The sequence below is a fragment of the Streptomyces sp. EDA2-14 genome (assembly GCF_054963755.1).
In genome coordinates this window covers 463778-478605 of sequence record NZ_JBUEGE010000002.1, presented here as the reverse complement: position 1 = coordinate 478605, position 14828 = coordinate 463778, and the positions used below count along the sequence as shown (strand labels likewise).

Here is a 14828-nt window from a genome sequence, read left to right as displayed (position 1 = left end):
TCGGGCGGGGGGTTACATGACGTCGGAGTCTGCGGGGCAGGCGGAGCGGTGGCACGCGGTCGAACCGCAGGTTCCGTATTTCTTCCTGAGCTACGCGCACACACCCCGGTTTCCGGGAGGGGTCGACCCCAACCACTGGGTGAGCAAGCTCTTCGAGGACCTGTGCAACGACATACTCCAGATGACCACGCTCCAGGACCCGGCCGACGCCGGGTTCATGGACCAGCAGCTGCGGACCGGTGACGGCTGGCCCGGGCTGCTCGGCAGCCGCCTCGCCACCTGCCGGGTGTTCGTCCCGCTCTACACGCCGCGCTACTTCTCCAGCGCGGAGTGCGGACGCGAGTGGTACGCCTTCCACCAGCGGGTCCTCAAGGCCCGGCACACCGGCACCGGCGAGTACCCCGCGATCGTCCCCGCCCTGTGGACCCCGGTCCGCCCCACGGAACTGCCGGAACCCGCCCGGCCCCTGCAGATCGTGCCCGGTGAGTTCGGCACGGACTACGCCCGCGACGGCTTCTACGGGCTGATCAAGGTCAGCCGGCACGAGAAGACGTACAAGGAAGCCGTGCTCCGGCTCGCACAGCGCATCGTCGAGGTGGCCCAGACCGGCGCGCCGCCCGCCTGCGACCCCTTCGACTACGAGAAGACACCGAGCGCGTTCCGGCCGCCCGGCCAGGGCTCGCGGGCCATCCGCCTCACCGTGGCGGCGCCGGCCAGCGACACGCTGCCGGCCGGGCGGGCCCCGGAGTGCTACGGGCCTTCGGCCCTGGAGTGGCGCCCGTATCTGCACGAGTCGACGGTTCCGCTGGTGCGGATCGTGGACGAGCACGTCCGCTCCCTCGACCACCAGCCCGTCACGGACGACTTCGACGAAAGCGCGGGCCGTCGGCAGCCGGAGGACGCCCAGCCGGGCCCGCACATCCTGCTCCTCGACCCATGGGCGCTCAGCGACACGGCCCGCCGCGAGCGGCTCGCCTCGTTCGACCGGGCGGCCCAGCCGTGGACCAGCCTCGTCGTGCCGCACTGCCAGGCCGACGCCGACAATCACGGCGCACAGGGGCAGCGGCTGCTCGCCGCCGTCACCGAGACCCTTCCCACACTGCGTCAGCGGGGCGAGAGCGTCGCGTGCCGCAGGGCGTCCGAGGGGGTGCAGTCCCTGGCCATGTTCAAAGAGGTGCTTCCCAAGGTGATGGCCGACGCGACGGCCCGCTTCTTCCGGCACGCCAAACCGCACCCGCCGACCGGTGACCACGTACCCCGGCCCCGGCTGACAGGACCGGGCCAGGCCCTGCCCGGTCCGACCCACTCGGACCATTCACCCATCCCGCCTGGAGGACCTGCATGACCGCGGCCCGCGACGGACGGATCGTCACCTTCTACTCGTACAAGGGCGGCACCGGTCGAACCATGGCGCTCGCCAACACCGCGTGGATTCTCGCGGCCGGCGGCAAACGTGTCCTCGTCGTGGACTGGGACCTGGAGGCCCCGGGACTGCACCGCTTCTTCCACCCGTTTCTCGACCCCAAGGTGCTCGCGGCGACCAACGGCGTCATCGAGATGATCACCGAGTACTGCTGGCAGACCACCACCGGGACGCCGCGCGACGGCGACTGGCACCGTGAACTGGCCCGTGTCGAACCGCACGTCGTCTCGCTGCGCCCCGACCGCCTCGGCTGGCGCTTCCCGCCGGGCGCCACGCTCGACTTCCTCTCCGCGGGACGGCAGAACCGCGAGTACTCGGCGAGCGTGTCGGCGCTCGACTGGGACAACTTCTACGAGCGGCTCGGGGGCGGCCTGTTCCTCGACGCGCTGCGCGAGGACATGAAGGCCACCTACGACTACGTCCTCATCGACTCACGCACCGGCCTGTCCGACAACGCCGACATCTGCACCATCCACATGCCCGATCTGCTCGTCGACTGCTTCACCCTCTCCGACCAGGCGCTCGACGGGGCGGCCGCGGTCGCCCGCAGCGTCGAGACCGGTTACCGGGGACGGCCGATCCGGGTGCTGCCGGTGCCGATGCGCATCGACGACAACGAGAAGGAGAAGGTCGACGCGGGACGGGCGCTGGCCCGGCTCAAGTTCGACGGCCTGCCCGAGGGCCTGTCCACCGAGGAACTCACCACGTACTGGGGCGCGGTGGAGATCCCGTACGTGCCCTACTACGCGTACGAGGAGACGCTGGCGACCGTCGGTGACGACCCGAGCGTCGCCAACTCCCTGCTGTCGGCCTTCGAGCGGCTCACCTCGCACATCAGCGACGGCGAGGTCACCCGGCTCGCGCCCGTCGCCGAGCAGGTCAGGCTGCGCTGCCGCGAGGCGTACTTACGCCGCCGCCCGCAGGCCACGGCCACCGAGGCCACCCTCGTGTACGTGGCGGAGAACCGGATGTGGGCCGACTGGGTCGAGTACTCGCTCACGCGGGCCGGCTGCCGGGTCACGCTGCGGGACCTGTCCACCGAGTCCGAGCGGGCCTCCACGAACGAGCAGCAGGCGGGCGCCCACACCCTGGTGCTGGTCTCGCCGTCGTTCCTCAAGTCCCGGCGGGCCGAGACCGCTTGGAACTCCCTGACCCGGTCGCTCGCGACGGACGGCCACGGCCGGCTCCACCCGATGCGGGTCGAGGACGCCCGGCTGCCGGCCTCGTACCTGGAGTACAACCCGGTCGATCTGCACCGGGTCGACGAGCTCCAGTGCCTGGCCACCCTGCTGCGCGCGGTCGACCTGCCGCCGCAGGAGGCGAGCGGCACGGGCCCCCGGTTCCCCGGCACGGTCCCCTCGATCTGGAACGCGCCGCCGCGCAACTCCACCTTCACCGGCCGCGAGCTGACGCTGGACGGGCTGCGCGACCAGCTCAGCTCCGGCATGTCCGCGGTACTGCCACAGCCGCAGGCGCTGTACGGCCTCGGCGGGGTCGGCAAGACGCAGGTGGCCATCGAGTACGTCCACCGCTTCCTCGCTGACTACGACCTGGTGTGGTGGATATCCGCCGAGGAGACCGACAACGTGATGGCCTCGCTCGCCGACCTCGCGGGCCGGCTCGGCCTGAGCGTCGACGACATGGGGCTCGCCTGCTCCGAGGCGCTGCGCATGCTCTCGGCCGGGCGGCCCACCGACCGCTGGCTCCTGGTGTTCGACAACGCCGACGAACCGGAGAAGCTCACCCGCTTCTTCCCCTCGGGCGGCAAGGGGCACATCCTCGTCACGTCCCGGAACCAGGAGTGGGCCCAGGTGGGCGCCTCACTGGGCGTGGACGTGTTCCTGCGCGAGGAGAGCGTGGAGCACCTCATCCGGCGCGCGCCGGGTCTCACCCCCGGCGAGGCCGACCAGGTGGCCGCGGCCCTCGGTGACCTGCCGCTGGCCGTGGAGGTCTCGGCGGCCTGGCTCGCCGAGACCGCGACCCCCGTCGAGGAGTATCTGGCCCACCTCGCCGAGCAGACCTCCGAGGTGCTCGCGCTGGTCTCCAAGGCACCGGGCTATCCCGAGTCCGTCGCCGCCACCTGGAACATCTCCATCGCCCGCCTGAAGGAACGCTCCCCCGCCTCGGTGCGGCTGCTGCAACTGTGCGCGTTCCTGGCCCCCGAGCCCATCTCCAACCAACTGCTCTACAGCCGCGAGATGATCGAGGCGCTGCGACCCTACGACCCGGCGCTCCAGGAGAAGCTGGTGCTCGGCCGCGTCATCCGGGAGATCGGCCGGTTCGCCCTCGCCAAGATCGACCAGGTGGGCAACAGCATCCAGGTGCACCGGCTCGTCCAGGCCGTCATCCGGTCCCAGCTCAGCGAGGAGGAGCAGCAGGCCGCCCGGCACGTGGTGCACAGCGTGCTCGCCGGGGCCAGGCCCGACGACGACGAACCCACCGACGACCCCGGCAACTGGCCGCGCTTCGACCTCATCTGGCCCCACCTCACGGCCAGCGACGCCCGGCACTGCACCGAGCCCGAGACCCGGCGGCTGCTCATCGACCGAGTGCGCTACCTGTGGAAACGCGGCGATTTCACCGGGGCCCGCCGGCTCACCGAGGACCTCCTCGACGACTGGAGCCGACAGCTGGACGAGAACGACGTCCAGTACCTGTACCTGCGCGGACAGCTCGCCAACATCCAGCGCTCCCAGGGGCGTTATGTCGAGGCCCGCGACATCGACGCCGACCTGCTCGAACGCCAGCGGGCCGTGCTCGGCGACCACCACCCCCACACGTTCGTCACCACGTCCAGTCTCTCCAGCGACCTCGCCGCACTCGGCTCCTACGAGTCCGCCGTGAACCTCGCCCGCGAGGCCCACACCGGGTTCAGCCAGATCTTCCACGAGTCGCATCCGCGCACCCTGTCCGCCGCCAACAACCTGGCGCTCGCGCTGCGCATGGTCGGCCAGTACGGCGAGGCGCGCGCCCTCGACCAGGACGTCCTCGACCGGCGCAGGGAGGTCCTCGGCCCCGACCACCCCTACACGCTCTTCTCGGCCAGCGCCCTCGGCCGCGACCTCCGCGAGGTCGGCCGCTACGCGGATTCGGTGGAGCAGCTGTCGAACACCTACGACGCCCACAAGCGCATTCTGGGCAAGGCCTTCCCGCCCACCCTCGCCTGTGCCAAGTCGCTGGCCGTCTCGCTGCGCAGGAACGGCCAGTTCGAGGACGCGCGACGGCTGACGACGGCCACCCGGTCCGAGTACCGCAGCCAGTTCCCCGCCTCCACCCCGGACACCCTGGCCTGCGACCTCAATCTCGCCGCCGACCTGTTCGCCTCCGACGAGCGCCAGGAGGCCCGCGAGGTCGCGCAGGCCGCCATCGCCGAATACATGAAGGTCCCCGGCGAGTTGCACCCGTACACCCAGGCCGCCCTCAACAACCTGGGCATCTTCCACTGGGGCTGCGACGATCCGGAGCAGGCGGCCGAGGTGCTGGCCCGCGCCCACGCCCGGATGGGAGAGGTCCTCGGCACCCGCCATCCGCACACCCTCTTCTGCGGCATCAACTACGCCAACGCACTGGCCGATCTGGGCCGGCTCGCCGAGGCCGAGGAACTGGAGCACGTCGCGGTCCGCAAGCTGACGGTCGTGCTCGGCCCGCACCATCCGGAGACGCTCGCGGTGCGCGCCAACCACGCCCTGACGCTGGGCACCCTCGGCCGCAAGGACGAGTCGGACCAGGTCCACGAGGACGTCGTGAGTGAGCTGCGCGGTCTGCTCGGCGCCGACAACGGGCTGGTCCGGGTCGCCTCGCAGCACCGCCGGGTCTACCGCGACCTGGAGCCGCTGGCGGTGTGACCCGTCAAGCCCCGCCGGCGGTGTGACTCATCAAGCCCCTGCGGCGATTGAGCAGCGGGGTCCGGGGCAGAGCCCCGCGACGCCACCCCGGGGGCAGCCGCCCGCCCTACGCGGCCCGGCTGCCCTCCCGATCCTCACCGTCCACGTCCACCAACCACCGCAACACCCCCGGCAGGGCCCGCAGCGCCGCGAAGTGCGCGGCGCCCGGGTCGAGGACCGCCACCGCCCCCGGGATCCTCCCGGCCAGCCACTGCATGTGCGAGGCGGGCGAGAACACGTCACGCCGGCCGTGCCAGAGCAGGACCGGCACCCGGATCAGCGCCGGATCGAACCCCCAGGGCCGCGACAGGGCCAGCGCGTCGTCGATCCAGCCGTACGGAGAGCGCCGGACCGCCTCCCCGTACGTGCGCAGCAGCATGGACCGCATCCCCAGGTCCGACACGACCCGCAGGTCGTCGTCGGTCAAGTCGGAGCGCAGTTCCTCGATCAGCCGCGCGGGGTTCCCGCGGATCGCGGCCGACCTGGGGATCAGCCGTTGCGCGAAGCCCTCCGGATCGGCGGCGGCCACCTGGAAGTCGGCGACGTTCGACCCGGCCATCCCGGCGAACCAGTCGAGCCCGTCCGCGTCCAGCGGGGCGAGTCCCACCATGGAGGCGGCCCGGGTGACCCGGTCGGGCAGCAGGGCCGCGCAGGCGAGGGCGTGCGGCGCGCCCGCGGACCGGCCGGCGACGGCGAACCGCTCGATGCCAAGACGCTCCGCCACCGCCGTGACGTCCTCCACGACATCGGCGATCCGCCGCCCCGCCCGGCGGTCCGAACCGCCGTAGCCGGGGCGGTCGTACGAGATCAGCCAGGTGCGCCGCTGGTAGAGCACCATGCCTCTGGGCCGCGGCCCGACCCGGCTCCCCGGCATCCCGTGCAGCAGGAACACGGGCCTGCCCCGGGGATCACCCACCCATTCCACGCGCAACTGACGTCCGTCCCCCGTCGTCACCTTCACCCCTGCGCTCCCCTTCCGCCCGGGTGCCGCCCCCACTACGTCATACGCCACATGTCAGAGCGGCACAATGTCCGGCGCCCCGAGCCGCGCCGCATCGGCCGTGAGGTCGTCCGGCTGGCGCTGCGACTCCCGCTCCGCCTCCACCCGCTTCTCGTAGTGCTCGACCTCGCGCTCCACCTGGTCCTTGTCCCAGCCGAGTACGGGCGCCATCAGCTCGGCCGCCTCCCGCGCGCACCGCGTCCCCCGGTCGAAGGTCTCGATGGAGATCCGGGTACGCCGGGTCAGCACGTCGTCCAGGTGCCGCGCCCCTTCGTGGGAGGCGGCGTACACGACCTCGGCCCGCAGATAGTCGTCGGCGCCGCCGAGGGGCGCGCCCAACGCCTGGTCGGCGGAGACCAGTTCCAGGACCTCCTCGGCGAGGGCCCCGTACCGGTTCAGCAGGTGCTCGACGCGCACCACGTGCAGTCCGGTGCGCGCGGCGATCCGCGCCCGCGCGTTCCACAGCGCCCGGTACCCCTCGGCGCCCACCAGCGGCACCTCCTCGGTCACGCACTCGGCGACCCGCTGGTCGAGCCCGTGCACGGCCTCGTCGACGGCGTCCTTCGCCATGACCCGGTACGTCGTGTACTTGCCGCCGGCCACCACCACGAGCCCCGGCGCGGGGTGCGCGACGGTGTGCTCGCGCGACAGCTTGCTGGTGGCGTCGGACTCCCCTGCGAGCAGCGGCCGCAGGCCCGCGTACACGCCCTGCACGTCGTCGCGCGAGAGCGGGACGCCGAGCACGGAGTTGACGTGTTCGAGCAGGTAGTCGATGTCGGCGCTGGACGCGGCGGGGTGCGCCTTGTCGAGGTCCCAGTCGGTGTCGGTCGTGCCGATGATCCAGTGCCGCCCCCACGGGATCACGAACAGCACGCTCTTCTCGGTACGGAGGATCAGCCCGGTCGTCGAGTTGATCCGGTCCTTGGGCACCACGAGGTGGATCCCCTTGGACGCCCGCACGTGGAACTGTCCGCGCTCGCCGACCATGGCCTGCGTGTCGTCGGTCCACACGCCCGTCGCGTTCACGACCTGCTTGGCCCTGATCTCGTACTCGCCGCCGCCCTCGACGTCCTGCACGCGTGCGCCGACGACCCGCTCGCCCTCCCGCAGAAAACCCGTCACGCGCGCGCGGTTGGCCGCCTTGGCGCCGTACATGGCGGCCGTGCGCACCAGGGTCGCCACGTAGCGGGCGTCGTCCATCTGGGCGTCGTAGTACTGGAGCGCGCCGGTCAGCGCGTCCTTCTTGAGGCAGGGGGCGACGCGCAGCGCGTGCTTGCGCGTGAGGTGCCGGTGCATCGGCAGTCCGCGCCCGTGGCCGCGCGCCATCGACATCGCGTCGTACAGCGCGACGCCCGAACCGGCGTACACCCGCTCCCACGCCTTGTGCTGCAACGGATAGAGGAAGGGCACCGGCTTCACGAGGTGCGGGGCGAGCCGCTCCAGGAGCAGTCCGCGCTCCTTCAGCGCCTCCCGCACGAGCGCGAAGTCCAGCATCTCCAGATAGCGGAGACCTCCGTGGATCAGCTTGCTGGAACGGCTGGACGTGCCCGAGGCCCAGTCCCGCGCCTCGACGATCCCGGTGGACAGTCCGCGGGTCACCGCGTCGAGCGCCGTGCCCGCGCCGACCACTCCGGCCCCCACCACGAGGATGTCCAGCTCGCGCTCGGCCATGGCCGCCAGGGCCTGTGCACGCTGCTCGGGTCCCAGTGTCGCTGCCTTCACTGCTGCCTCCCGCTGTCGTCGGCGTGGCTCACGCGTGTGGTGTGCCCGGCCTCACGTACCGCGAAGCACACGCGTCATGTCCCGATTCTTCACCTGGTGCCCGGTTCGGGCCACCAGCGAACCCACAGCTGTGGACAACCTGCAAAGACTCGCGGCGCAACACTCGCAAATCCATGGACGGACAATACGACGTATCGGTCATATTTACTCCTAGTCTGACATTGCGCTCGCTCATCCTGTCCACAGGGCTTGCGCCCTCGTCCCGCTCCGGCTAGTAGGCCGGTCCGCTCCTCGGGAAAGGACGGCAACCGCCATGCCCGCAGACCTCGCCGTGATCGGCCTCGGCCACCTCGGCCTGCCCCTCGCGCAGGCCGCCGTGGCGGCCGGGATCGCGACCGTCGGCCACGATCCGGCCCGCGCCGGGGATCTCGCGGCGGGCCGGCTGCCCGGCGGCGGCGACGCGGCGGCCCTCACCGCCGCCGACCTCCGCCGCATGCTCGCCGCGGGCTTCCGCCCCACGGCGAACCCCGCGGAACTCTCCCGCGTCCGCACCGCCGTGATCTGCGCCCCGACCCCGCAGGGCCCCGACGGCGCGCCGATGCTCACCCCGGTCGTCGAGGCGACCCGCACCCTCGCCGCCCGGCTGCGCCCGCACACCACGGTGATCATCGAGTCGCCGGTGCCGCCGGGCACCACACAGACGCTGCTGCTCCCCGTCCTCGAAGAGGGCTCGGGCCTGCGCGCGGGCCGCGACTTCCACCTCGCCCACGCCCCCGGCCGCGTCGACCCCGGCAACCGGCTGCACCCCTACACGGCGACCCCCAAGGTGATCGGCGGCCACACCCCCGCCTGCACCGAGTCGGCCGCCACCTTCTACGGCCGGCTCACCGACAAGGTCGTCCGCGCGCGTGGTCCGCGCGAGGCGGAGACCGTGCACCTCCTGGAGACCAACTTCCGGCACGTCAACATCGCCCTGGTCAACGAGATGGCGGTGCTCTGCCACGAGTTGGGCGTGGACCTGTGGGACGTCATCCGCTGCGCGGAGACCAAGCCCTTCGGCTTCCAGGCCTTCCGCCCCGGCCCCGGCGTCGGCGGCCACGCCCTCGCCCAGGACCTCACGGGCCCCCACCTGCCCACCCGCCCCCTGCGCCTCGTCGAACTGGCCCGCCAGGTCAACCACCACATGCCGTCCTACGTGGTCCAGCGCGCGGCCACCCTCCTCAACGAGCACGGCAAGTCGGCCCGCGGCGCCCGCGTCCTGCTGCTCGGCGTCACCTACAAGGCCGACCTCGCCGACCAACAGGCCGCCCCCGCCGAGGAGATCGCCACCCGCCTCATGCAGCTCGGCGCCGCCGTCAGCTACCACGACCCGTACATCCCGTCCTGGAACGTCCTGGACCGCCCCGTCCCGCGCGCCGACTCCCTCTACGAGGCGGCGGCCGACGCCGACCTGACGATCCTGCTGCAACAGCACCGCACGTACGACCTCCAGGGCCTGGCCGTGAAGGCCCAGCTCCTCCTGGACACCCGGGGCGCGACCCCGGCGGGCGCCGCCCACCGCCTCTGACCGCCGAAAAACGGGTTGGGCCCCACCGCTCCGGTGGGGCCCAACCCGTTTCGCGCCGCGTCACAGCGCCGGCGTCACCGCTTGTGCGTGGCGTCCGCCACCGTGACCTCGACCCGCTGGAACTCCTTGAGCTCGCTGTAGCCGGTCGTCGCCATGGCCCGCTTCAGGGCGCCGAAGAAGTTCATCGACCCGTCGGGCGTGTGCGAGGGGCCGGTCAGGACCTCCTCGGTCGTGCCGACCGTGCCGAGGTCGACCTTCTTGCCGCGCGGCACGTCCTCGTGGACGGCCTCCATGCCCCAGTGGTGACCGCGGCCCGGCGCGTCCGTGGCGCGCGCCAGCGGCGAGCCCATCATCACGGAGTCGGCGCCGCAGGCGATGGCCTTGGGCAGGTCGCCGGACCAGCCCACGCCGCCGTCGGCGATGACGTGGACGTAGCGACCGCCGGACTCGTCCAGGTAGTCGCGGCGGGCGGCCGCCACGTCGGCGACGGCGGTGGCCATCGGGACCTGGATGCCGAGGACGTTGCGCGTCGTGTGGGCGGCGCCGCCGCCGAAGCCGACGAGCACACCGGCCGCGCCGGTCCGCATGAGGTGCAGCGCGGCGGTGTACGTGGCGCAGCCGCCCACGATGACCGGGACGTCCAGCTCGTAGATGAACTGCTTCAGGTTCAGCGGCTCGGCGGCGCCGGAGACGTGCTCGGCGGAGACCGTGGTCCCGCGGATCACGAAGATGTCGACGCCCGCGTCCACGACCGCCTTGGAGAACTCGGCGGTGCGCTGCGGGGAGAGCGCGGCGGCGGTGACGACACCGGAGTCGCGCACCTCCTTGATGCGCTGCCCGATCAGGTCGGCCTGGATGGGCGCGGAGTAGATCTCCTGGAGGCGGCGGGTCGCGGCCTCGGGCGTCAGCTCGGCGATCTCGTCGAGCAGCGGCTGCGGGTCCTCGTAACGGGTCCACAGGCCCTCGAGGTTGAGGACGCCGAGTCCGCCCAGCTCGCCGATGCGGATCGCGGTCGCCGGCGAGACGACGGAGTCCATGGGGGCGGCCAGGAACGGCAGCTCGAAGCGGTAGGCATCGATCTGCCAGGCGATCGAGACCTCCTTCGGGTCGCGGGTGCGCCGACTCGGTACGACGGCGATGTCGTCGAAGGCGTACGCGCGGCGGCCGCGCTTGCCGCGCCCGATCTCGATCTCAGTCACGTTGGGGGGCGCCTTTCACATCTGGGTCCCACTTGGGCCTTGCCTGTCCAGTATCCCTGACACGCGCGTGTGGGGCGGCCCCGGTGATCCCGGGACCGCCCCACACCCCTTGTCGTAAGGGATGACCTGCTGTTACTTGCTGCGGCTGTAGTTCGGCGCCTCGACCGTCATCTGGATGTCGTGCGGGTGGCTCTCCTTGAGACCCGCCGAGGTGATCCGGACGAACCGGCCGTTGTTCTGCAGCTCCGGAACCGTGCGCCCGCCGACGTAGAACATCGACTGGCGGAGACCACCGGTGAGCTGGTGCACGACGGCCGAGAGCGGGCCACGGTAGGGCACCTGGCCCTCGATGCCCTCGGGCACGAGCTTCTCGTCGGAGGCGACGCCCTCCTGGAAGTACCGGTCCTTGGAGAAGGACTTCTGGTCGCCGCGCGTCTGCATGGCGCCCAGCGAACCCATGCCGCGGTACGACTTGAACTGCTTGCCGTTGATGAAGAGCAGCTCGCCCGGCGACTCCTCGCAGCCCGCGAGCAGCGAGCCGAGCATCACGGTGTCGGCGCCGGCGACGAGCGCCTTGGCGATGTCACCGGAGTACTGCAGGCCGCCGTCGCCGATGACCGGGACACCGGCCTCCTTGGCGGCGAGGGAGGCCTCGTAGATGGCCGTGACCTGCGGGACGCCGATACCGGCGACCACGCGCGTGGTGCAGATGGAGCCGGGGCCGACACCGACCTTGATGCCGTCCACGCCGGCGTCGATGAGGGCCTTGGCGCCGTCACGGGTGGCGATGTTGCCACCGATCACGTCGACGTTGCCCGCGTTGGACTTGATCTTGGCGACCATGTCGCCGACGAGGCGCGAGTGACCGTGCGCGGTGTCCACGACGATGAAGTCGGCGCCCGCCTCGATGAGCGCCTGCGCCCGCTCGTAGGAGTCACCGGCGACACCGACCGCGGCACCGACGAGCAGCCGGCCCTCGGAGTCCTTCGCGGCGTTCGGATACTTCTCGGCCTTCACGAAGTCCTTGACCGTGATGAGGCCCTTGAGCACACCCGCGTCGTCGACCAGCGGAAGCTTCTCGATCTTGTGGCGGCGCAGCAGCTCCATGGCGTCGACGCCGGAGATGCCGACCTTGCCCGTGACGAGCGGCATCGGCGTCATGACCTCGCGGACCTGACGGCTGCGGTCGTTCTCGAAGGCCATGTCGCGGTTGGTGACGATGCCGAGCAGCTTGCCGCCGCCGTCGGTCACCGGGACACCGGAGATGCGGAACTTGGCGCAGATCGCGTCGGCCTCGGCGAGCGTCGCGTCCGGGTGCACCGTGATCGGGTCGGTGACCATGCCGGACTCGGAGCGCTTCACGAGGTCGACCTGGTTCGCCTGGTCGGCGATCGAGAGGTTGCGGTGCAGCACACCGACGCCGCCCTGCCGCGCCATGGCGATGGCCATGCGGGACTCGGTCACCTTGTCCATCGCGGCGGACAGCAGCGGGATGTTCACCCGCACGTTCTTCGAGACGTACGAGGCGGTGTCGATCTGGTCGGGCGCCATGTCCGACGCGCCCGGCAGCAGCAGCACGTCGTCGTAGGTCAGCCCGAGTGTCGCGAATTTCTCGGGCACTCCGTCGACGTTTGCAGTCATGACACCTTCCCCAAATGGCCTTGATCGGTGCGGATGTCCATGCTAACGGCCCACGGAGGCGTCTCATTCCACGAGCAAGATCATCGGCGTTCTTTGGACGTTCACACGTACGCGCCGGGGGTGCCCGCTACTGCTCGGCGAGCGCCCGCAGCCGACTCAGCGCCCGGTGCTGCGCCACGCGCACGGCTCCGGGTGACATGCCCAACATCTGCCCGGTCTCCTCGGCGGTGAGCCCGACGGCGATGCGCAGCAGCAACAGCTCCCGCTGGTTCTGGGGGAGGTTGGCGAGCAGCTTCTTGGCCCATGCGGCGTCGCTGTTCAACAGCGCACGCTCCTCGGGACCCAGGGAGTCGTCGGGCCGCTCCGGCATCTCGTCGGAGGGCACGACGGTGGATCCGGGGCCGCGCATGGCCGCCCGCTGCAGATCGGCGACCTTGTGCGCGGCGATGGCGAAGACGAACGCCTCGAAGGGCCGCCCGGTGTCCTTGTAGCGCGGCAGCGCGAGCAGCACCGCGACGCAGACCTCCTGGGCCAGGTCCTCCACGAAGTGCCGCGCGTCACCCGGCAGTCGGGACAGCCGGGTGCGGCAGTAGCGGATCGCGAGGGGGTGGACGTGCGCGAGCAGATCGTGCGTGGCCTGCTCGTCGCCGTCGACGGCGCGGCCGACGAGCGTACCGATCACCCCCTGGGGGGTCGCTGCCTCGTCGTCACGCATCGGTCCATGGTGCCCCGAGGCCGACTTGTCCGTGACACCGCGCCCGTAGTTGTGCACCGAAGCGTTATGAGCAGGTGCGCCGGAACTCATTTCCTGCGCCCTCCCCTCTCGCTGACCCTGCTCGCCCGACTCGTCCCCGAGGAACTCCACACCCCCAAGGATGCGGCATCGCGCGCGAAGCGTCGAAAAGTCGCGGCGCGACGGGCCGGAGCGGCGTCCCTCACGGCCGGTCCACCGCGCCCCGGAGGGCGCGGGGGTGTGCCGATCAGCGGCTCGTCAGCGAACCAGACCCCAGCGGAACCCGAGCGCCACGGCGTGCGCGCGGTCCGAGGCGCCGAGCTTCTTGAACAGGCGACGCGCGTGCGTCTTGACCGTGTCCTCGGAGAGGAACAGCTCGCGCCCGATCTCGGCGTTGGACCGTCCGTGGCTCATGCCCTCGAGCACCTGGATCTCGCGCGCGGTGAGCGTGGGGGCGGCCCCCATCTCGGCCGAACGCAGTCTGCGCGGGGCGAGCCGCCAGGTCGGGTCGGCGAGCGCCTGCGTCACCGTGGCCCGCAGCTCGGCGCGCGAGGCGTCCTTGTGCAGATAGCCGCGGGCACCGGCGGCGACCGCGAGGGCCACGCCGTCCAGGTCCTCGGCCACGGTGAGCATGATGATGCGCGCACCGGGGTCGGCGGAGAGCAGCCGCCGCACTGTCTCGACGCCGCCCAGTCCGGGCATGCGTACGTCCATCAGAATCAGGTCCGAGCGATCGGCACCCCAGCGGCGGAGGACTTCCTCGCCGTTGGCCGCGGTCGTCACGCGCTCGACGCCGGGGACGGTCGCAACCGCCCGACGGAGCGCCTCTCGGGCAAGCGGGGAGTCGTCGCAGACGAGGACGGATGTCATGACCGCCCTCCGCAGCTGATGCGCGTCACCTTGAGCCTCCAGGCTGTGTACGAATCGTCACCTGTGCGGTTGACACTCAACAAGGCAATCGGACACCTGCCCGAGCGCTTGTTCATTCAACCGCCTCCGCACCTCTCAACGACGGTCACTCGAAAGAGTTACGGGTCGGACGGCCTCCTTCGGCACTCTACGTGAGGGCGCGAACACGGTGCGGACAGCGCGGCGGACCCACAACGTTTCATCACAAGCTATGCCCCATTTGGAAGCTTTTCTTCCCTTTTGCTGGTGTCTGTAGCTAGATTCGCAATGAGTCATATTTTCATCTCCTTAGACAGTAGATGTACGGTCATGGGCACCGTATCCGCTTCTGAACGGCTACAAGGGGCACAGCAATGGCAGATTTCTCCCGCCTTCCCGGACCGAACGCCGATCTGTGGGACTGGCAGCTCCTCGCGGCCTGCCGCGGGGTGGACAGCTCGCTCTTCTTCCACCCGGAGGGCGAGCGCGGGGCGGCACGCAGCGCCCGCGAGAACTCGGCCAAGGAGGTCTGCATGAGGTGCCCGGTGCGCGCGGAGTGCGCTGCTCACGCCCTCCAGGTGCGCGAGCCGTACGGCGTGTGGGGCGGCCTCACCGAGGACGAGCGCGAAGAGCTGATGGGGCGGGCCAGGAACCGGCTCGTCACGGCGTCGGCAGGGAGTGGAGGACACGCCGCCGCGAGCGGTGCGCGGCACTGAAGGAACGTTTCTGCAAGGGACGCGGAGGTGGACGCACCCAGGTGTGCCCGTCTCC

10 protein-coding genes are annotated in these 14828 nt (G+C 71.2%); 4 read left to right on the top strand and 6 right to left on the bottom strand.

The genetic code is table 11. The annotated features are described in order from the left end of the window. Nucleotides 1-16: 16 nt before the first annotated feature. Together ACY34M_RS08575 and fxsT are read left to right on the top strand one after the other, a co-directional pair. The gene (locus tag ACY34M_RS08575) at nucleotides 17-1345 is read left to right on the top strand and encodes a TIR-like protein FxsC (RefSeq protein WP_462716204.1); all 1329 of its coding nucleotides are present in this window, start codon (nucleotides 17-19) and stop codon (nucleotides 1343-1345) included. Continuing rightward, nucleotides 1342-5268 carry an FxSxx-COOH system tetratricopeptide repeat protein gene (gene fxsT / locus ACY34M_RS08570; protein ID WP_462716205.1) on the top strand — a complete coding sequence of 1309 codons (3927 nt, stop codon included), beginning with the start codon at nucleotides 1342-1344 and terminating at the stop codon, nucleotides 5266-5268. Before ACY34M_RS08575 ends, fxsT begins: the two co-directional genes overlap by 4 nt. Nucleotides 5269-5374: 106 nt before the next feature. Here the strand turns inward: fxsT and ACY34M_RS08565 are convergent, their stop codons facing one another. Both ACY34M_RS08565 and ACY34M_RS08560 read right to left on the bottom strand, forming a co-directional pair. Next, nucleotides 5375-6262 carry an alpha/beta fold hydrolase gene (locus ACY34M_RS08565; RefSeq protein WP_462716604.1) on the bottom strand — a complete coding sequence of 296 codons (888 nt, stop codon included), beginning with the start codon at nucleotides 6260-6262 and terminating at the stop codon, nucleotides 5375-5377. 60 nt (nucleotides 6263-6322) lie between these two features. After that, nucleotides 6323-8029 (bottom strand): glycerol-3-phosphate dehydrogenase/oxidase, encoded by a 1707-nt coding sequence (locus ACY34M_RS08560; RefSeq protein ID WP_462716206.1) that lies wholly within the window; start codon nucleotides 8027-8029, stop codon nucleotides 6323-6325. A gap of 313 nt (nucleotides 8030-8342) precedes the next feature. On the opposite strand from ACY34M_RS08560, the gene ACY34M_RS08555 reads away from it, so the two are divergent. Then, on the top strand, nucleotides 8343-9596 hold the full coding sequence (locus tag ACY34M_RS08555) for a nucleotide sugar dehydrogenase (RefSeq protein WP_462716207.1): 1254 nt from the start codon (nucleotides 8343-8345) through the stop codon (nucleotides 9594-9596). Between the two features lie 74 nt (nucleotides 9597-9670). Here ACY34M_RS08555 and ACY34M_RS08550 read toward each other — a convergent pair whose 3' ends face one another. From ACY34M_RS08550 to ACY34M_RS08535, 4 genes are all read right to left on the bottom strand, one after another. Continuing rightward, nucleotides 9671-10795 carry a GuaB3 family IMP dehydrogenase-related protein gene (locus ACY34M_RS08550; protein ID WP_462716208.1) on the bottom strand — a complete coding sequence of 375 codons (1125 nt, stop codon included), beginning with the start codon at nucleotides 10793-10795 and terminating at the stop codon, nucleotides 9671-9673. A gap of 132 nt (nucleotides 10796-10927) precedes the next feature. Beyond that, nucleotides 10928-12436 carry an IMP dehydrogenase gene (guaB, locus tag ACY34M_RS08545; protein WP_462716209.1) on the bottom strand — a complete coding sequence of 503 codons (1509 nt, stop codon included), beginning with the start codon at nucleotides 12434-12436 and terminating at the stop codon, nucleotides 10928-10930. A gap of 127 nt (nucleotides 12437-12563) precedes the next feature. Next, nucleotides 12564-13151 carry a sigma-70 family RNA polymerase sigma factor gene (locus ACY34M_RS08540; protein ID WP_462716210.1) on the bottom strand — a complete coding sequence of 196 codons (588 nt, stop codon included), beginning with the start codon at nucleotides 13149-13151 and terminating at the stop codon, nucleotides 12564-12566. Nucleotides 13152-13427: 276 nt separating this feature from the next. Beyond that, nucleotides 13428-14039 carry a response regulator transcription factor gene (locus ACY34M_RS08535; RefSeq protein ID WP_003948568.1) on the bottom strand — a complete coding sequence of 204 codons (612 nt, stop codon included), beginning with the start codon at nucleotides 14037-14039 and terminating at the stop codon, nucleotides 13428-13430. A gap of 392 nt (nucleotides 14040-14431) precedes the next feature. Here ACY34M_RS08535 and ACY34M_RS08530 point away from each other — a divergent pair, with 392 nt between their 5' ends. After that, complete coding sequence (locus ACY34M_RS08530; RefSeq protein ID WP_462716211.1) at nucleotides 14432-14773, top strand: WhiB family transcriptional regulator; 342 nt, start codon at nucleotides 14432-14434, stop codon at nucleotides 14771-14773. The last annotated feature ends 55 nt before the right edge of the window (nucleotides 14774-14828 follow it).

What these genes read in the sequence shown, in the direction of transcription:
- ACY34M_RS08555 (WP_462716207.1), top strand. Translation starts at nt 8,343, where the DNA reads ATGCCCGCAGACCTCGCCGTGATCGGCCTCGGCCACCTCGGCCTGCCC.
- ACY34M_RS08575 (WP_462716204.1), top strand. Translation starts at nt 17, where the DNA reads ATGACGTCGGAGTCTGCGGGGCAGGCGGAGCGGTGGCACGCGGTCGAA.
- guaB (WP_462716209.1), bottom strand. Translation starts at nt 12,436, where the DNA reads ATGACTGCAAACGTCGACGGAGTGCCCGAGAAATTCGCGACACTCGGG.
- ACY34M_RS08535 (WP_003948568.1), bottom strand. Translation starts at nt 14,039, where the DNA reads ATGACATCCGTCCTCGTCTGCGACGACTCCCCGCTTGCCCGAGAGGCG.
- fxsT (WP_462716205.1), top strand. Translation starts at nt 1,342, where the DNA reads ATGACCGCGGCCCGCGACGGACGGATCGTCACCTTCTACTCGTACAAG.
- ACY34M_RS08530 (WP_462716211.1), top strand. Translation starts at nt 14,432, where the DNA reads ATGGCAGATTTCTCCCGCCTTCCCGGACCGAACGCCGATCTGTGGGAC.
- ACY34M_RS08540 (WP_462716210.1), bottom strand. Translation starts at nt 13,151, where the DNA reads ATGCGTGACGACGAGGCAGCGACCCCCCAGGGGGTGATCGGTACGCTC.